The organism is Nonomuraea sp. PA05 (assembly GCF_008086045.1).
In the GTDB taxonomy this organism is placed as follows: Bacteria; Actinomycetota; Actinomycetes; order Streptosporangiales; family Streptosporangiaceae; genus Nonomuraea; species Nonomuraea monospora.
In genome coordinates this window covers 142,986-161,086 of sequence record NZ_VSEY01000018.1, presented here as the reverse complement: position 1 = coordinate 161,086, position 18,101 = coordinate 142,986, and the positions used below count along the sequence as shown (strand labels likewise).

Annotated in this window: 17 protein-coding genes; 7 read left to right on the top strand and 10 right to left on the bottom strand. The window is 69.3% G+C overall.

All coding sequences use genetic code 11. The features are described from left to right. The first annotated feature begins 29 nt into the window (after positions 1-29). From FXF51_RS27730 to FXF51_RS27720, 3 genes are all read left to right on the top strand, one after another. Positions 30-1,670, top strand: coding sequence for an extracellular solute-binding protein (locus tag FXF51_RS27730; RefSeq protein ID WP_148437602.1), 1,641 nt, complete (start codon positions 30-32; stop codon positions 1,668-1,670). 75 nt (positions 1,671-1,745) lie between these two features. After that, positions 1,746-3,245 carry a GH39 family glycosyl hydrolase gene (locus tag FXF51_RS27725; protein WP_148437601.1) on the top strand — a complete coding sequence of 500 codons (1,500 nt, stop codon included), beginning with the start codon at positions 1,746-1,748 and terminating at the stop codon, positions 3,243-3,245. Positions 3,246-3,253: 8 nt separating this feature from the next. Further along, on the top strand, positions 3,254-3,946 hold the full coding sequence (locus FXF51_RS27720; protein ID WP_148437600.1) for a DUF624 domain-containing protein: 693 nt from the start codon (positions 3,254-3,256) through the stop codon (positions 3,944-3,946). A 16-nt stretch (positions 3,947-3,962) separates the two neighbouring features. Here the strand turns inward: FXF51_RS27720 and FXF51_RS27715 are convergent, their stop codons facing one another. From FXF51_RS27715 to FXF51_RS27705, 3 genes are all read right to left on the bottom strand, one after another. After that, positions 3,963-5,996, bottom strand: coding sequence for an alpha-glucuronidase (locus tag FXF51_RS27715; protein ID WP_148437599.1), 2,034 nt, complete (start codon positions 5,994-5,996; stop codon positions 3,963-3,965). Positions 5,997-6,373: 377 nt separating this feature from the next. Next, positions 6,374-7,615: a serine hydrolase domain-containing protein gene (locus tag FXF51_RS27710; RefSeq protein ID WP_262379882.1), complete on the bottom strand. Its 1,242-nt coding sequence runs from the start codon at positions 7,613-7,615 to the stop codon at positions 6,374-6,376. A gap of 80 nt (positions 7,616-7,695) precedes the next feature. Next, positions 7,696-8,088 (bottom strand): DUF1048 domain-containing protein, encoded by a 393-nt coding sequence (locus tag FXF51_RS27705; protein WP_262379881.1) that lies wholly within the window; start codon positions 8,086-8,088, stop codon positions 7,696-7,698. Positions 8,089-8,344: 256 nt separating this feature from the next. On the opposite strand from FXF51_RS27705, the gene FXF51_RS27700 reads away from it, so the two are divergent. Beyond that, positions 8,345-9,061, top strand: a complete 717-nt coding sequence (locus tag FXF51_RS27700; protein WP_148437598.1) for a GbsR/MarR family transcriptional regulator — start codon at positions 8,345-8,347, stop codon at positions 9,059-9,061. Positions 9,062-9,261: 200 nt separating this feature from the next. After that, on the top strand, positions 9,262-9,975 hold the full coding sequence (locus tag FXF51_RS27695; protein WP_148437597.1) for a TetR/AcrR family transcriptional regulator: 714 nt from the start codon (positions 9,262-9,264) through the stop codon (positions 9,973-9,975). 25 nt (positions 9,976-10,000) lie between these two features. Here FXF51_RS27695 and FXF51_RS27690 read toward each other — a convergent pair whose 3' ends face one another. After that, entirely contained in the window at positions 10,001-10,546 is a 546-nt protein-coding gene (locus FXF51_RS27690; protein ID WP_148437596.1) for a hypothetical protein, read from the bottom strand. Between the two features lie 234 nt (positions 10,547-10,780). Here FXF51_RS27690 and FXF51_RS27685 point away from each other — a divergent pair, with 234 nt between their 5' ends. Beyond that, positions 10,781-11,788: a LacI family DNA-binding transcriptional regulator gene (locus FXF51_RS27685; protein ID WP_262379880.1), complete on the top strand. Its 1,008-nt coding sequence runs from the start codon at positions 10,781-10,783 to the stop codon at positions 11,786-11,788. A gap of 72 nt (positions 11,789-11,860) precedes the next feature. Next, positions 11,861-12,409: an isochorismatase family protein gene (locus FXF51_RS27680; RefSeq protein ID WP_148437594.1), complete on the top strand. Its 549-nt coding sequence runs from the start codon at positions 11,861-11,863 to the stop codon at positions 12,407-12,409. Positions 12,410-12,459: 50 nt separating this feature from the next. Here FXF51_RS27680 and FXF51_RS27675 read toward each other — a convergent pair whose 3' ends face one another. From FXF51_RS27675 to FXF51_RS27650, 6 genes are read right to left on the bottom strand one after another with little or no spacing between them, the layout of a single operon-like run. Beyond that, positions 12,460-13,023 carry a hypothetical protein gene (locus FXF51_RS27675; protein ID WP_148437593.1) on the bottom strand — a complete coding sequence of 188 codons (564 nt, stop codon included), beginning with the start codon at positions 13,021-13,023 and terminating at the stop codon, positions 12,460-12,462. Between the two features lie 14 nt (positions 13,024-13,037). Next, positions 13,038-13,466 carry a hypothetical protein gene (locus FXF51_RS27670; protein WP_148437592.1) on the bottom strand — a complete coding sequence of 143 codons (429 nt, stop codon included), beginning with the start codon at positions 13,464-13,466 and terminating at the stop codon, positions 13,038-13,040. Between the two features lie 23 nt (positions 13,467-13,489). After that, complete coding sequence (locus FXF51_RS27665; protein ID WP_148437591.1) at positions 13,490-14,278, bottom strand: hypothetical protein; 789 nt, start codon at positions 14,276-14,278, stop codon at positions 13,490-13,492. A gap of 12 nt (positions 14,279-14,290) precedes the next feature. Further along, a complete protein-coding gene (locus FXF51_RS27660; RefSeq protein WP_148437590.1) occupies positions 14,291-14,842 on the bottom strand; it encodes a hypothetical protein in 552 nt (183 codons plus the stop codon). Between the two features lie 22 nt (positions 14,843-14,864). Continuing rightward, entirely contained in the window at positions 14,865-16,400 is a 1,536-nt protein-coding gene (locus FXF51_RS27655) for a hypothetical protein (protein WP_148437589.1), read from the bottom strand. Beyond that, positions 16,397-17,899 carry a pyridoxal phosphate-dependent decarboxylase family protein gene (locus FXF51_RS27650; RefSeq protein ID WP_187414601.1) on the bottom strand — a complete coding sequence of 501 codons (1,503 nt, stop codon included), beginning with the start codon at positions 17,897-17,899 and terminating at the stop codon, positions 16,397-16,399. Before FXF51_RS27650 ends, FXF51_RS27655 begins: the two co-directional genes overlap by 4 nt. Positions 17,900-18,101: the final 202 nt, after the last annotated feature.

The window sequence follows — 18,101 nt, the reverse complement described above, 5'->3', positions numbered from 1 at the left end:
GCCTCCCAACCCCCAGAAAGGATCCCCCCATGCGCGACATCTCGCGGCGTCAGGCGATCATCGGCCTCGGTGCCTTCGCCTCCCTCGCCCTGACCGCCTGCGGCAGCGACAGCGAGACCCCTGCCAAGGCCACGGACGCGGCCAACAAGGCGGGCTCGATGGCGTCGTACGGCGTCGGCCAGCAGTTCAAGGCCACCGAGCCGCTGTCGTTCGACGTGCTCTACAACAACCACTCGTTCTACCCGAACAAGCCCGACTGGCTGTTCTGGTCGGAGCTGACCAAGCGCACCAACGTCACGTTCAAGCCGGTCGAGGTGCCGCTCAGCGACTACGAGAAGAAGCGCGGCCTGCTCATCGCCGCCGGCGACGCCCCGCTGATCATCCCGAAGACCTACCACCCGCAGGAGGAGGCGTTCGTCTCCTCCGGCGCGATCCTTCCGGTCAGCGACTACTTCAACCTGATGCCCAACTTCCAGGACAAGGTCGCCAAGTGGCAGCTCCAGCCGGAGCTGAACTCGATCATGCAGACGGACGGCAAGATCTACCTGCTGCCCGGCCTGCACGAGGCCGCCTGGGCCGACTACTCCTTCGCGGTGCGCACCGACATCCTGGAGAAGCTGAAGCTGGAAGTCCCCAAGACGCTGGACGACTTCTACAACATGCTCAAGGCGATGAAGGCCGAGTACCCCGACCTCTACCCGATGACCGACCGCTGGGGCGTGCCCACGCCCGGCGGTAACCTGATCAAGCTCATCGCGCAGGCGTACGGCACCAAGGGCGGCTGGGAGTACGCGCACGCGATGTTCGACACCGCGCAGGGCAAGTTCGTCTACACCGGCGCCATGCCGCAGTACAAGCAGGCCATCGAGTACCTGAACAAGCTGGTGAAGGAGAAGCTGCTCGACCCCGAGAGCTTCACCCAGCAGGACGAGGCCGCCAAGCAGAAGTTCATCTCCGGCAAGTCCTTCGTGATCAGCACCAACGCGCAGGTGCTGATCAACGACTACCGGGCGGCGCTGACCGAGAACGTCAAGGACGCCAAGATCGTCAAGATTCCGGTGCCGACCGGCCCGGCGGGCGACTTCAAGGTCGCCACCCGCCTGGAGAACGGCATCATGATCTCCAAGAAGGCCCTGGAGAACAAGAACTTCGTCGCCATGATGCAGCTCATCGACTGGCTCTGGTACTCCGACGCCGGCCTGGAGTTCGCCAAGTGGGGCGTCGAGGGCACGACGTTCACCAAGGAAGGCGACAAGTACAAGCTGGCCGACGACATCGACTACGTCGGCCTCAACCCCGGCGCGCCCAAGCATCTGCAGAAGGACTTCGGCTTCGGCAACGGCGTGTTCGCCTACGGCGGCCCCACCAAGCTGCTCCAGTCCACGTTCTCGGACGAGGAGATGGAGTTCCAGAACGTGATGAACGCCAGGAAGACCTGGCCCGTCGAGCCGGCCGCGCCGCTCAGCGAGGAGGAGCGCGAGCAGGTCTCGCTCTGGGAGACGCCGCTGAAGGACCACGTCACCCAGAACACCCTGAAGTTCATCCTCGGCGAGCGTGACCTCGCCGAGTGGGACGCCTACGTCAAGGAGCTGGAGGCCAAGAACTCCACCCAGTACGTCACCCTCGTGAACGGCGCCTACGACCGCTTCAAGAAGGCACACGGCGGCTGATCACCCTCAGGCCGGGCCGTCTCCCTCCTGCCGGGAGGCGGCCCGGCCGCGTACTCGTCAAGGACTTCTCTTCTGATGCGTTACCCCGTACCCGCCGAGCCCTCCGGACGGCTGTCCGACGCCTGGCGCTTCTGCGTCGGCACCGGACGCTTCGACCTCGCGCTGCGGCGCGACTACCAGGACTCGCTGGCGCTAGTCCAGCGCGAGATCGGCTTCCGGCACATCAGGGGCCACGGCCTGTTCAGCGACGGCGCAGGCGTGCACCGGCCCTACGAGTACGAGGGCGCGCGGCGCGTACTGCACTCGTTCACGTACCTGGACCAGGTCATCGACGCCTACCTGGAGCTGGGCATCCAGCCCTTCCTGGAGCTCGGCTTCATGCCGTCGGGGCTGGCCTCCGGCGAGCAGACCGTCTTCTGGTGGCGCGGCAACATCACCCCGCCCAGCTCCTGGCAGGAGTGGGCCGGCCTGGTCAGGGCCACGATCACGCACCTCATCGACCGCTACGGCCTCGACCTGGTGCGCCGCTGGCCGATCGAGGTGTGGAACGAGCCCAACCTCGACGTCTTCTGGCTGGGCGCCGACGAGGCCGCCTACCACCGCCTCTACGAGATCACCGCCAGGACGATCAAGGACGTGGACGCGTCGCTGCAGGTCGGCGGCCCGTCCATCTCACCCGGCTCCGACGAGTGGATGCCGCGCTTCGCCGACTTCGTCACCTCACGCGACGTGCCGTGCGACTTCCTCAGCCGCCACGCCTACACCTCGGGCCCGGCCCAGCACGTGCCGTTCGGCGTGCACCAGACGATGGGGCCCGCCTCCGGCCTGCTGGAGCAGTTCGCCACCACCCGCCGCCAGGTCGCCGGCGGCCCGCTGGCCGACCTGCCGGTGCACATCACCGAGTTCAACTCCTCCTACCGCCCCGACAACCCGATCCACGACACCGCCTTCAACGCCGCCTACCTGGCCCCCGTCCTGGCCGAGGGCGGCGAGCTGGTGGACTCCTTCTCGTACTGGACGTTCAGCGACATGTTCGAGGAGGTCGGGATCCCGACCTCGATCTTCCACGGCGGCTTCGGCCTGCTCACCCACCGGCAGATCAAGAAACCCACCTACCACCTGTACGTGTTCCTGGCCCGCATGGGCGACCAGCTCCTGACCCGCGGCCAGGACCACCTCGTCACCAGGGACGCCGCCGGCCGCGTCACCGTGCTGGCCTGGGCTCCAGTGGACGTCACGGGCGGCCCCGCCGTCTCCGGGCACACCGTGCGGCTGTCGATCCCCTTCCATGGCGAGTCGGTCTTCATGCTGCGCTCGTCGGTCAGCGAGGAGATGGGCAACGCCTGGACGGCCTGGTCCGAAATGGGGCGTCCACGGTCACCCCATCCCAAGCAGCTCGATATCCTCCGGGAAGCGGCGGAACCGGTTCGCCGCCACCGGAACCTGCCGGTGCGCGGCGGGACGGCCGAGCTGGATCTGACGCTCGACCGGCACGAGGTCACGCTCGTCGAGCTCAGCCCGGTGGTGGACGAAACACCGCCGTGGTGGGACGACAGCCGGATCCTCGGCCTGTAGGAGGGCAAGTGACCAGCGACGCGACGGGCACGCGGAAGTTCGGCGCAGGCCCGCTCTCCAGGGCCTCCGCGCTCATCTACAACCTGCTGATCGTCGAGCTGCTGGTCCTGCTCACCGCCGTGCCCGGTCTGGCGGCGCTGGTCCTGCTCGACCGCTCCACCGGCAACGTGCCGCTGATGGCCGCCTGCCTGCTGCCCGCCGGGCCCGCGCTCTCCGCCGCCCTGTACGCCCTGCGGCACCGCAGCTCCGAGCTCACCGAACTGCACCCGGCGCGGGCCTTCTGGCGCGGCTACAAGCTCAACTTCGGCGCCGCCCTGAAGATCTGGGTTCCCTGGCTCGTGGTGCTGGCCCTGGTCGGGACCAACCTGAGCAACTTCTCGGCCGCGGGCGTGCCGGGGTGGTGGGCCGCGCTGCTCGTCGTGCTGGCTGCCGGGGGGACGTTGTGGGTGGCCAACGCGCTGGTCATCACGTCGTTGTTCGCGTTCAGGGCGGTGGACGTGGGCAAGCTCGCGGCGTGGGCGCTGGGCCGCTTTCCCGGCGCCACACTGGCCAACGCCTGCCTGCTCATCGTGGCCGGCGGTGTCACGCTCGTGGCCACCGAGGCCGCCCTGGCGCTGCTCGCCTCGGTGCTCACCGGGACGCTCCTGTGGAACTCCCGCGCGATGATCGCCGAGGTCGAGCAGCGCTTCACGCGCCAGTAGCGCGTCCGGCGGCCGGTCAGTGGATCGGACGGCCGTGCGCGTCGGGCACCCCCGACTTGCGCAGGAAATAGGTGTTCACCTGGTCCCGCCACTCCTCAGCACACCGGACCTGCTCGTCCAGCCGCTCCTTGACCCGCGCGTACAGCGCCGCGTCCACCGAGCCCGCCAGCTTCTCCCAGGCCACCCGCATCCCCGCCGCCTCCTCGGCGCCCGCGAAGTGCGTGTCGTAGATGTGCTGGACGACTGTGCTCCCGCTCTGCAGCACGTGCTCGTAAGGCACGTGATGGAAGAACAGCAGCAACTCGTCGGGGCACTCGGCGAGCGACTCGTACACCTCCGACCACGGCGCCGGATACTGCCCGGTGTAGCCGGTGCCGGTGGCCCGGGTGCGGTCCACGCCGACGCCGTCGCGGTCGGCGAAGTGGTAGGTGCCCCACGGCGTGTACTCGTACCCGTCCACGTCGGGCCCGTAGTGGTGGCCGGGGCGCACCATGAAGCCGACGCCGAGCGGCGCGGTGTAACGCTCGTACGTCTCCCACGAGCCGTCCATCATCTCGTGCAGCGTGTTCCGCACCAGGCCGGTCCCGCCGGGGAAGGTCAGGCCGATCCACTCGTCCAGGATCGCCGCCGGGTCGAGGTCCGGCGCCCAGGCGAGGCGGCCGAACGCGTACAGGTTGGCCTGGGCCAGCGGATGACCCGTCCAGTACGGGTCGTCCCCCACATTGGAGACCGCCGTCAGACCGCCCCCCGCCGCCACGTCGGCGACCGTGCGCTCGCCGGAACCCCAGAAGCGGAACCCGAGCACCTCGCTCCACATCGGGCCGAGATAGCAGACGTGCCGCTGCTGGCCCGTGTACTCCTGCGTCACCTGCAGTTCCACCGCGAGCCTGGTGCCCGGCATGGCGGCGATCACGGGGGAGATCGGCTCGCGCGTCTGGAAGTCCATCGGGCCGTACTTGACCTGCACGATCGCGTTGTCCCTGAACCGGCCGTCCAGCGGCGCGAAGTGGTCGTGGGCGGCGCGGGCGCGGTCGGTCGAGCGGTCGCGCCAGTCCTGACGGTGGTTGTAGACGAAGGCACGCCAGAACACCACACCGCCGTGCGGGGCCAGGGCGTCGGCCAGCATGTTCGCGCCGTCGGCATGGTCGCGTCCGTACGCGAACGGGCCCGGCTGGCCCTCCGAGTCGGCCTTGACCACGTAACCGCCGAAGTCGGGGATCGTCTCGTAGACGTGCGCCGTCGTGCGCGCCCACCACTCGCGCACACCCTCGTCCAGCGGGTCGGCGCTGTCCAGGCCGCCGAGCACGATGGGGGAGGCGAAGTTCACCGACAGGTGCACGCGGATGCCGTACGGGCGCAGCTCCGCCGCGATCGCGGCGACCTCGCCGAGGCGGTCGGTCAGCAGGTGGGCCTCGGTGGCGTGCACGTTCACGTTGTTGATCGCGACCGCGTTCACGCCGGTGGCCGCCAGCAGCCGGGCGTACGCGCGGACCCGCGCCAGATCCCCGCGTGCCGCGCCGTCCCGCCAGAAGATCGAACCGCCCGAGTAGCCGCGCTCGACCTGGCCCATCACCGGGTGGACGTCGATGTTGTCCCAGTGGTCCAGCATCCGCCGCCGCAGCGCCGGCCGGTGCGTCCGCGCCGGTCGTGCCTCGCCGAACGCCGCCTCGCCCAGCCGGACCACCTCGAACCAGCCGTACAACAAGCCCGCCGGGTTCTCCGCCAGCACCACCGTGACGCCGTCAAGGCGGGCCAGCACGAAACCCTCGGCGCCGATCTCCGGCTCCCGCACCGCCTGGGCTTCGGGGGGCAAGGCGTCGGCGGACGACAGCGCCAGCACCAGGTCGAACGGCTCGCCCGGCGCGACCACGGAACCGCCGTGCCGTTCACAGGCCTCGGCCACCTCGGCCCGCACGGTCGCGGCCGGCGCCTCCCCACCGAGGTCTTCAAGGGAGGCGGTGAGCACGAGCACGCGGCGCGACCCGGCCGCGCGGAACGCCTCAGGAGGCAGCCAGGCCGGATGCACGCCGGGCACAGGGGGAACGGTCACGGGGGCTCCTTCAGATTTCGGCGAGTGGGTGGGGAAACGCCGCCCGTCCACCCGCCGGCGGCAGGTGAGTGCACTCGCACGCAGCGGTTATGCCGCAAAATCTATCGGTTCCCGCCGAGCCGCCCCTCACCGCCTCACGCGGTCGCGTTGAACGGCGTGAGCCGCAACCTGATCGAGGCGGAGCGTGGTCCTGGACGTAGGTGGACCAGTCGGCCACGTCGTCGTCACATGCCGGTGCCGTGAGCGCTCTCTCGCGATTTCTAGATTTCTTTCCGGCCCCGCACGCATGTCCCAGCAGTATGGGATCGTGGTGGCGTCGAAGGCCGGAGCCTGGTTGAGATCCTGTGCCGGAGCGACCTCGACCAGGCTGGGGCGGGTCAGTCGTCGAGTGCCTGGTAGAGGGTGGTCCAGAAGTCGTTGATGGCGTTCGCCGAGTCGGGGGTGGACATGCCGACCTGGGTGAGCAGGATGCCGACGATGCCGTTCCGGGGGTCGGCGTAGGTGGTGGTGCCGGCTCCGCCGTCCCAGCCGAACTGGCCGATGGGCGCGTAGTCGGCGCGGTAGGTGCGCACCGCCATGCCGAAGCCCCAGCCGCCGTGCTGTCCCAGGCCGTATCCCACGGAGACGTTGTCGCGGGCCCAGGCCTGCCGGGCGGCCTGCGCCGCGGGCGGGAGCTGGTTGGTGGTCATCAGCTCGACGGCGGACCTGGACAGGATCCGCCGGCCGTCGTGCGTGCCGCCGTTGAGCAGCATCCGGTAGTAGGCGTGGTAGTCGTCGGCGGTGGAGTCGAGTCCGCCGCCGCTGGACGGGAACGCCGGGGGTTTGCTGTGGTGTCCGCCTTCGGCCGGGTCTTCGACGTTGAACGCTCCGGTCTGCCAGTCGGGGGCGTACAGCGGCGGGAACCGGTGGATCTGGTCGGCGGGCACGTGGAAGCCGGTGTCGGTCATGCCCAGCGGCTCGAAGATGCGCTCGTGCAGGAACTTCTCGAACGGCTGGCCGGTGACCCGGGCGACCAGCACGCCGAGCAGGTCGTCGCTGAGGTTGTACACCCACCGCTCGCCGGGCTGGTACATCAGCGGGAGCGTGCCAAGGCGGCGCATCCACTCATCCGGGTCCGAGCCCGGCAGCAGCCAGCCGTCCTCCTGCCCGTAGACGCCCCGCTCGAAGAGCGCCCCCATGATCGGGGCGGTCTTCGCCGCCAGGTCCAGTCCGAGTCCGCAGGTGGAGGTCAGCAGGTCCCGTACGGTGATCGGCCGCCGCGCGGGCACGGTGTCGTCCAGCGGCCCGTCAGGCCGCGTCAGCACCTGCCGGTCGGCCAGCTCGGGCAGCCACCGCTCCACCGGGTCATCCAGCCGTAGCCGGCACTCGTCCAGCAGGACCATCGTCGCCGACACCGCGACCGGCTTGCTCGTGGAGGCCATCCGGAAGATCGTGTCGCGGCGCATCGGCGCGCCCCCGTCATGGCGCATCGTCCCCATCGTCTCCACATGCGTCTGCTCGCCCCGGCTGACCAGGGCCACCAGCCCGGGAATCCTCCCGGATTCGACATGCCGTGTCAGCACCTCGCGCAGTCTGCGCAGCCCCGCCTCGGTGAAGCCGTTGGTGCCAGTTCCCATCATGAATCTCCTTGCAGACAGTGTTCGATACTCACAAGTGCTGGATCTTGCGGAACCCGTCCCGGTGCGGGGTCCGGGTGTCGTCAGCCTGTCTTGGCCACTTGCCCGGTGCCCTCACCGGCGGCGCGCTCGATGGCCTCGGTCAGCTGCCTCCGCGCACGGGCGGGGACGTAGCCACCGTCGGAGTAGTCACGGACGAACGCCTCGGCGAACTTCACCGGGTCCGGTCCGACGACGTCGCGGATCGGCGTTCCGTCCGCCGCGGCCTGCTCGAAAAGGGCGGCGAGGTCTTCGAACCTGGAGGCGTCGCTGTCGGCGTCGACCGGTACGAAGTGCATCATGTGCCGCTGAATCGCTTCGACCGCCGTCCGGTGGTTCGGCGGAAGCTGTCGGACGCGTGCCTGGTACTGCCGCCACCGCCGCTTGGGGCCGATCATCATCGCGATGAAACCGCCGAATTGCGTGTTGGACATCATGATCCGTCTCCTTGGTTCCGCCACTGGGCTTATGTTCATGCATTGCTGAATGTTTGTGACCGTACATTGCATTCATAGATTGGTCAACTTGCTTGCGGAATAATATGGCCTGTCTGAACTCGTCTCATCGGCAAGCACTGCAATGAGCGTGAGGCTGATTGCAATGGATGATCAAGCTTGTGTTGCAATGGGATTTGAGTGATTGCATAATGTGCGGCAGAAGACCGCTCGCCGGCAGATGGGGAGACGAGCACCGATGCCCGGAGACAGACTCACCGATGAGGACCGTCAGCACATCGCTGCGGGGCTGGCCGAGGGGCTCGGGTTCACCGAGATCGGCCGGCGCCTCGGGCGGCCCGGCTCGACCATCATGCGGGAGGTCGCCCGCAACGGCGGGCCCGAAGGCTACCGGGCGCAGCGGGCGCAGGAGGCCACCCGGCAGCGTGCCCGCCGGCGGCGGCAGGCCAAGCCCCCCGCGCCGCCGATCGGCGACAGCAGCCACGGCCGCGACCCGCAGGCGGTCCAGGACATCACGCAAGCCTTCGCCACGCTCTTGGAGCAGCAGGGCATGCCCCGGATGGCGGCCAGGGTGCTGGCCTGTCTGCATGTCACCGACTCCGGCATCCTCACCGCCGCCGACCTGGTCCAGCGGCTTCGTGTCAGCCCCGCGTCGATCTCGCAGACCGTCGCCCTCCTGGAGCAGCAAGGGCTCATCAAGCGCGAACGAGCGCCAGGCGGGCGCCGCGAACGCTATGTCGTCGACGACGATCTCTGGGTTCGTTCCACCCTCGCGGCCCTGCGGATGAACGAGAGCCTGGCCGCGCATTCGCAGCGTGCGGCAGACGTCCTGGGGGCCGCGACCCCGGCCGGCGCCCGCTTCGGCCTCGCCGCCCAGTTCCTGCTCCTGGTAAACGAAAGCCTCGGACAGGTCATGCGGCAGTGGCAGGAGGGCCAGGCCGACCGCCAGTCATGATCTCTCGCCGCTCGCGGCGAAGATCGTGTCGGCGCCTCATGCGGCCTGCACAGCTCCTTACCGGAGAAGCCGCTGTTGCTCTTTCCGTCATGATTCCCCTGACCGGCGTTGTTTCCCTTGGACACTGTGTCCGTCGGACGCTGTGTACGCTAGCCGCAGACGATGTACGATCGCAAGAGCCAATTGAGGGAGGGTGACGAATGGACCCGACGCGCACCGTTGAGCTGCTGTGGGGACTTCGCGAGCCGTGGACGGGTGGCGGCCCCAGACCGACACTGAGCATCGACCAGATCGCCCGCACTGCCGTGGCCATCGCCGACGCCGAGGGGTTCGACGCGGTCACCATGCAGCGCGTCGCCGGCCGGCTCGACTACACCAAGATGGCGCTCTACCGGTACGTCGCCGGCAAGGACGAACTGATCGCGGCCATGATCGAAGCGGCCGTCGGCGACCCGCCGGATCTGACCCGGACAACCGGTGGCTGGCGCGGCAAACTCGAGGAATGGGCCAACCGGATGTGGGCGGCCTGGGAGGCCCATCCATGGCTACCGGACGTCACCATGGGCAACCGGATCATGGGGCCCAACGAAGTCGGCTGGGTCGAGGCCGCGCTCAGCGCACTCACCGACACCGGGCTGAACGGCGATGAACAGATGGACGCCGTACGCCTGGTCAGCAGCCACACCCGCAACACCCGGTCGGCCGACACCGCGGGAACCCTCCCGTGGACCCCCGACGGACAGCTTCCCGACAGCATCGGCGAACAACTGCACGAGCACCGCAAACGCTACCCATCAGTGACAGCCGCGGTCGCGACCGCCAACCCCGCCATGCACGACACCCGCAAGTTCGGCCTGCGCTGCATCCTCGACGGCCTCGAACAGCTCATCTCCACCAGATCGCGCGAGGGATGACACTCACGGGCGGCCGGCCATCCTCCTATTCGGAGTCGCCCTGCGAGCCGGCGGGGCCGTCGCCGCGGACCCTGCCCGGCGGCTGGCGGGTGCGGCTCGGAGTGACGCTTGCCGGGCTGGGGGCGACGGCCGCGGCCGGGGTCCTGCCCGGGCGGGCCGCCTGGGTTCCCTGACCGGCCGACGGCGAGATGGCCGGGTCGGGCTTCGACGCCTCACGCACGCCCGCCGACGGCGGCACCGCGCCTGTCTTGCGCACGGGGCTGCGACTGGGGCGTGGAGCCGCCTGCGAAGGGGGTGAGGGAGCCGCGCTGGTGGTGGGTGCGACCGGGGCGGGGGCCGAGCGCAGGCTGGTGGCGGCGACCGGGCGTCCGGTGCGGGTGTCTCCGCGTGCCTTCTCGCGGGTCTCGGTGCCGGCGCCCGGGGTGGGTAAGGGGTCGAACGACGTGGAGCTGCCGGGCAGGGCGATCAGTACGGCGGCGAGCGCCAGGTTCAGGACGCCCGCCAGCAGGGTGGAGATCCGCAGGGCCAGCCCCCGGCGGCGGCGCCGCTCCTCGGCCTGGTCGGTCAGCACTTGCGGCACGTTCCTGCCGATGCCATGCGGGGGTGTCCTCCGGGGCGTGGGGCGGATGAGTCCCTTGATCTAGGCATGGATGGACTCGGGGGTCAAGCCCATCCTACGAAGATCACCCACCCTCGGCTGAGCGAGCGTACCCAAATCGTTCCAAACCCCCTTGAACGGCTGCGCTATGATCACACCGGACAACACGCTCGCGCCGCTCACGGGACTCGAGGAACGATGTCGAGCATGAAAGAGGTCGCCCGGCTGGCCGGGGTCTCCGTCGGCACCGTGAGCAACGTGCTCAACCGGCCGGAGATGGTCGCGCCCGACACCCTGCGACGGGTGCGGGAGGCGATCGAGCGGCTCGGCTACGTGCGCAACGGCTCCGCGAGGCAGTTGCGGGCGGGGCGCAGCCGCATCATCGGGGTGGTCGCGCTCGACTTCGGCAACCCGTTCTTCATCGACGTCCTGCGCGGCGTGGAGACCGCCGCCCAGCGGGCGGACGTGACGGTGATGGTGTTCAACAGCAACAAGGACGCCCACCGCGAGGCGGGGCTGCTGGAGACGTTCGAGGAGCAGCGGCCCATGGGCGTGCTGATCACGCCGGTGAACGACAGCGGCGAGGAGGAGCGGTTGAGCAGGCTCGTCTCGCGCGGCATCCCGGTGGTGCGCTTCGACAGCTCGGCCAGCCACAGCGGCGGCTGCGCGGTCGCGGTGGACGACGTGCTGGGGGGCCGGCTGGCGGGCGAGCACCTGCGCGAGCGGGGGCACAGCCGCATCGCCTTCGCGGGCGGCCCGCTCACGGTCCGCCAGGTACGCGAGCGGCGCGACGGCCTGGCCGGCGTGCTCGGCCCGGACGACACGCTGACCGTGATCCCGTTACCCGACCTGACGGTGGCCACCGGCCGCACGGTCGGCAAGGAGATCGCGGACCTGCCCCCCGGCGAGCGGCCCACCGCGGTCTTCTGCGCCAACGACCTGGTGGCGATCGGGGTGCTGCAGGAGATGACGCTGCGCGGCCTGCGGGTGCCCGCCGACCTGGCCATCATCGGGTACGACGACATCGACTTCGCCGCGGCGGCGGCGGTGCCGCTGTCGTCCATCAGGCAGCCGCGCGAGCAGCTCGGCCACACGGCGGCCATGCTGCTGCTGGAGGAGGCCAACCGGGCGGGCGACCACGAGCACCGCCAGGTCATCTTCCAGCCTGACCTGGTCGCCCGCACCTCGACGACGGCGCGCGTCCGGGCGAATTAGTTTTCCCGGTTTTTCGTTCATCGCCCCGGGAATAATTCGTTCGGCAATTCGCCGACATCTCGAAGGAGAAGCATGATTGCGCTCCTTGTCATCGATGCGCAGCAGGAATACTCCCGTTCCGGCTCACTGCCCGTCGAGAGATTCGATCAGGCGATCAGCAACATCAAACGCCTGCTGGAAACCGCGCGATCGAGTGACGTCGCCACCGTGGTGCACGTCCGCCACATCAGCAAAGTGCCCGGGGATCAGAGTTTCGACGCGGGCAGCCCGGGGATCGACTTCGTCGACAGTGTCCGGCCGTTGCCGGACGAATTGGTGGTCACCAAACATTACATCGGCTCGTTCTCGAATCCCGATCTGGACCGGTTCCTGCGCGCCCAGCAGGCGGACCGGGTGGTGATCTGTGGATTCACCTCGTTCATCTGCTGCGACACGACCTCCCGTGAGGCGGTGCAGCTCGGTTACAAAGTCTTTTACGTGGACGACGCGATCAGCGAATTCAGCCTCGGCAATATCGCCGCCCAGGATCTGCATCGCACGGTCGCGGCCGTCCAGGGCGCGGTGTTCTCGACGGTGACCACCACCGAGGACGCCGTCGCACTGCTCGCCGGGAAGGTGTGACGCCCGGAGGCGGCCGGGGGACGGCGCCGTCCCCCGGCCGCCTCCGGCGTTCAGACGGGGATCACCCTGATCGACGGGTGTCCCTCGGTGTTGAGGTAGAGCCGTTCCTTCTTGTCCTCCTGCTCCAGCTCGACGACCAGCCGGTACCGGTAGGTGCCGGGCCTGAGGCTGGGCAGGACGGTGCCGGCCCAGTAGTAGTAGACGGGTGTCAGGTCGTCCCGCATGCGGTCGGGCGCACCATAGATCTTCAGCTCGACGCACACCTTCTTCTCGGCGACGTCCTCCTCGTCACCCGCCTCGACGTCCAGGAAGACGATGTTGTTGATCTTCGGCATGGGCGGCCAGGTGCCGTCGCGGCGCCGCTCCATGTCGATCGGCCGGATGATCCAGTTGAGCACCTGGCCCGGCTTGCAGACCGTTTCGAGCCGCGCGGTGCCCTGGCCGGAGCCGCCCACGCTGTTGTCCACCATGTACATGGCGCCGGCCAGCGACTTGTGCTCGGTGGCCTTCTCCATGTCCACGAGCGTGACGATGTTGAGCTGGACGGAGTTGAGCTGCCCGGGGTTCTGCTTCTCGACCTTGCCGGAGCTCGCCCTGGTGGCTGGCATGACCATCGGCGTTGCCTCCTTCAGCCCACCAGCGTGGGCGACAGCGTGGTGACGATCGGCTCTGCGCGCGTCCCGACCAGGAACTTGATCCGGTACGGGACCACGTCGATGTCGTCCTTCTTGACGGTCCCGATCCAGTACGCGACGTCGGTGCCCGGATACACCTTGCGCTCCGGCTCGATCACGTCCTTGTCGACCTCGATGGCGGAGATCCCGACGAACGCCTCGCACTCCAGCGCCAGGCAGTTCCACAGCACGCGGTCTCCGGCGTGCACGCGGGTGCGCAGTTCCTCGGTGCCGAAGCCGGTGGAGCCGCCGGCCTTGTTGGTGTCGTACAGGTACAGGTGGCCGCGCACGCTGCCGGCGGCCAACGCGCCGACGGCGTCCAGGACGGCGGTGATCGAGATCGGCGCCCTGCTGTTGTCCCGCGTCTTCGCTCTGGGTGGCACGGTTCCTCCTCGGGGGATGGGGTTCAGGCCGGCGGGATGGGCAGCAGGCCCAGGCCCGACTTGGTGAAGGCGTTGCGCTTGGGCTCCGAGACGATCCTGAGCTTGGACTCGCAGGTCAGGTCCACCGGCTCCCACGTCCAGTCGCCGCCCTGCAGCAGCAGCCGGTGGAGCTGGATGGACATCGTGTACGCGTAGGTGCCGGGCCGGGTCGAGTCCACGGTGGCCGACCAGTACCAGCCGTCGGTCACCATGTCGGGGGAGCCGTACTCGGCCGGATACATGATCTTCTTGTCGACCGCCTCGCCGTAGATGTCGGTGATCACGGGAGGTGGGTAGGTGTGCGCGGCCGCGCCGTCGTAGGAGATGACGTTGCCGGTCACGTCCAGGATCTTCTGCGTGGCGGGCCCGCGCGTGCGCCTGGTGCTCTTGACGCGGGTGCCGAGCGTCTGCTGGAGGTGGCTGAGCTGCGCCGCGGCGTCGCCCCCCTGGTTGGCGGGCTTGTTCACCATGGCTTCCAGCTCGGTCAGCGCCTCCCGGTCGGTCTGGCGGGCCCGCTCGGCCTCGTAGCCGCGGGGCACGGTCGGCGGGATGGAGCCCAGGCTGTACGGCAGCCAGTTCAGCACCTGCTCGCTCGCCTGCGACCCGTCGCGCCAGTAGGAGCCGTGGATCGCGGTCACCAGCTCGCCGGTGCCCTGGCCCTCCGAACCGTGCAGCTTCATGTTGTCGAACAGGTACGTGTTCCCCTCCAGCGTCTTCGTCTCCAGGGCGTTGGCGACGTCCACGAGCAGGATGATCGCGAGTTGCTGGGGCATGGGCTTCCTTCCCTAGATCCGCATCAGCGAGGGCGTCTCGACGTACAGCACGCTGTAAGGGCCTTCGTACATCTGGAACTCCAGCCGGTAGCGGTAGGCCACCCCCGGCACCATGTAGTACGGCACCACCCCGGCCCAGATCTCCAGGTCGAGCTTCTCGCTCTCCGTGGTGGGGGCGCCCGTCACCATGGTGGGCCCCGGTGGGAAGGCGCCGGGACCGTGGCCCGCCGCCGCGTACGCGGGCTGGGCGGGCTGTGGCGCCAGGCCAGGGCCCGCCCAGCCCGCCTGCGGAGCCGGGTAGGCGGGCGCGCCGGGCGGCGGCTGGAGCCGGAGGAACTCGATGTTCTTGATCTCGACCGGCGTCTGCAGGTCCACCGCCAGCGCGGTCCACTGGACGACCTGGCCCGGCTGGACGATGGTGCACAGGTCAGGCGTCCCCTGGGCCCTGCTCGCGAACGAGCCGTCGTCGATCAGGACCAGGTTCCCGTTGAGCAGCGAGCGGTCGGACAGCGCCCCGATGACGTCCACCAGGGCGATGATGCTCACCTGCGGTTTCACGGCCACTTCCGATCTCCTTTCCGGGGGGTCAGCCCCTGTCGCGGACCAGCGGCACCTTGCCGACGTTCGTCCGCTCGATCTCCGGGGACGAGCGCGGCACGAACCGCAGGTGGAACCGGTAGCCGGTCTTCTCGATCGAGGCGGGGTTGGCCTCCCCCTGGTTGAACAGCGACAGGGAGCGGGGCAGCGCGTTGACGAACACGTGGTGCGCGCCGTACGGGCCGATGGCCGCCTCTGTCGCGTACGTGAGCGCCGCCACGTCGTCCACGGCGGCCAGCAGCGTGATGGAACGCTCCTCGCGCTGGTTGACGAACTGCACCTCGTGCGCCACCTCGTCCAGGTCCACCGGCGCGACCAGCCGCAGGTCCTCGCGTACCGCCACGTAGGCCCGCGCGGCGGAGTACTGGCTGTCGGCGATGTGCAGCACGTCACCGGTCCGCCCGGCGAACTCGAACCGCTCGGCGCGCGGGCCAGGCCCGCCGAGCCGGGGCCTGCGGATCATGCGGTCGCCGAGCTTGAGCCGCAGCAGCGGCGCCTCGTGCGCGTGCAGGCGGGTGACGACCAGCTCACCCTCCTCGTCGTCCCTGACCCAGCGGCCCTGCTCGTCCACGATCTCGACGAGGTGCAGGCCGGGCACCGCCGACAGGCACGGCGAGGACTCCTCCAGTTGCAGGCCGACGGTCTCGGCCTGGGTCGCGGCGAAGTAGCTGAGGATGGTCAGGTTGGGGTAGAGCGCCTTGAGCTCGGCCCGCTTGCGGTGCGCGAGCACGCCGCTGCCGTACAGCGCGACCCGGAAGCTCTCCCTGGCCTCCCGCTTGAGCCCCTGCCCGAGGTCGGCCAGGATCGCGATGCCGGCGCTGATCCCCATCAGCGCCTTCGGCCCCGGGTAAGAGAACATGTGCTCCAGCACCCCGGCGGTGACGGGCCCCGCGCCGATGTAGTTGACGCCGGGCACGTGCTGCAGCACCCCGCCGACCATGGTGCCGCTGCTCCACATCTGGTAGTCGGCCAGCGTGGTGAACAGCCACTTCGGGCCGTCGGCGGGGAAGTGCCGGTCGAGCTGGTAGGCGCCCAGGAAGCGCCCGGCCACCCGGTAGGTGTCGTGCAGCTCGCGCAGCGCGTACACGACCTCCAGCGGCGCGCCGCCGCTGGTGCCGCCGCTCGCGACGACCTCGAACCCGCCGTGGTCGAGCGGCACCACCAGGCCGGGCCGGCCCTCCATGTACAGGTCGCGCTGGACGTTTTTGTCGGCCATCGGGACGGCCTGCCAGTCCTCGTACGTGATCGGCCCGCCCCCGTCGGGGCCCCAGGCGCGCAGCCGTTCGCGCCAGGCCGGGTTGAGCCGCACGGTGTTGACGAGCTGGCGCAGGCGGCGCAGCACCAGCGCGTCCTGCGTCTCGTGCGGCAGCTCGCTGTACGGCGTGCGGTAGGCGCGCTCGAACTCCCGCATCTTGCTCGCGAAGGACGGCAGCCCGGTCACCGCCTCCACGGAGGCCGGCGCCAGCTCCTCCTCGGGGATCAGCTTGGCCGCCAGCGTGCGCGGATCCGGGGTCGTCCGGCTCATCGGCGTCCTCCCACGTGCTGCTGGTCGTCCTGCCGGCCGCCGGACAGCTCCTGCCCGGCCGCCCTGATCTCGGCGAGCAGCATCCGGAAGTGCTCCTCGGTGATGAGGTGGTTCATCATCACGACGCGCAGCGCGGCGACGCCGCCGATGTCCACCTTGGAGATGAAGAACGTGCCCTGGAGCTTGATGCGGTCCCTGATCGTCACCTGGAGGCGGTGCACGTCCTCGTCGCGGACCCAGCCGGGGCGGTAGCGGAAGCACAGGATGTTCGACTCCGGGTAGTGCGCGGTCTCGAAGTCGGGCTCGGCCAGCAGGATGCGGTGCACGTCCCTGGTCAGCCGGCACAGGTACTCGATCTTCTCGGCGAACAGGGCCCTGCCGTACATGGCCCACACGACCCACAACGGCATGATCATGGGGCGTTTGGTGCACTCGATGGTCTTGCCGCCGCTGTCCAGCGCGGCGTAGCTGTCCGGCTCCTCGTCGAAGACGTAGCTGGCGCGCTGGCGGAAGGCTCGGCGGCTCTTGTCCTTCTCGCGGTAGAACAGCAGCGTGCACGGCGCGGGCGTGAACATCATCTTGTGCGCGTCCCAGGTCAGCGAGTCGGCCAGCTCGATGCCCTTGAGCCGGTGGCGGAGCTGGTCCGACACCAGGAGGCTGGCGCCGTGCGCGCCGTCCACGTGCAGCCAGATGTCACGTTCCGCGGCGACCTGGGCGAGCCGGTCGATGGGGTCGAACGCGCCGACCGACGTGGTGCCGGCCGAGGCCACGAGGCAGAACACGCGCAGGCCGCGCCGCTCCGCCGCGTCCAGCGCGGGGCGTACCCGGTCCATGTCGATCTGCTGCTCGCCGTTGAGCGGCAGGCGGACGATCTGCGCCTCCCCGATGCCCATGACGCCTGCCGTGCGGGAGACGCTGTAGTGCACGTCGTCGCCGACGGCGATGGCGGGACGGGCCTGGTCCGGGTAGGCGGCGCTGCCCTCCGTCCAGAAGCCGGGGAACCTGTCGTTCCTGGCGGCCAGCAGCGCGGTCAGGTTGGCCAGCGAGCCGCCGGACGTCGTGACCATCGCGAAGCTGTCCGGCGGCCAGCCGATGAAGCGGTTGAGCTCGTCGGCCATGATCTTCTCCACCACGTTGGGGAGCTGGCCGGCCTCGTAGAACGACGACGGCTGGTTCACCACGGAGCTGACGAAGTCGATGACGCCGGCGAGCGGCACGGTGCTGGAGAACTGCCGGCCCATGTAGCCCGGCGAGTGCACCTGGATGCCGGTTCTGACGTACAGGTCGATGATGGCGGCGAGCCGGTCCTCGTCGTAGCCCGCGATGTGCTCCCGCTCCGTCGTCATCAGGGCCCTGGCCGCCCGCGACAGCACGGCGGGCTCGGTCAGCGACAGACCTTTGATCGAGAGATCGGCCAGGTGTTTCTCCAGCTTGGCCACAGTCGTCTCGGAGCTCTCTCGGAACAACCGGACGTCGAACGGTTTGAGCCACTGTGTCAACGCAGCCTCCGTTGAATGTTCACCCGAATTACGCGCACGACGAACCGGACGCCGAAAACTCCGCGGAAACACGCCGATATTCCGGCGCATAAAAGCGTGGTCCCCGAGGCGTGCGCGACCATGACGGTGCTCACATGGGAAAAGGCTCCTCCAATTCCCCCGGGCGGAGGTCCGGGCGGTACAGCAGGAAAGTGCCGTACAT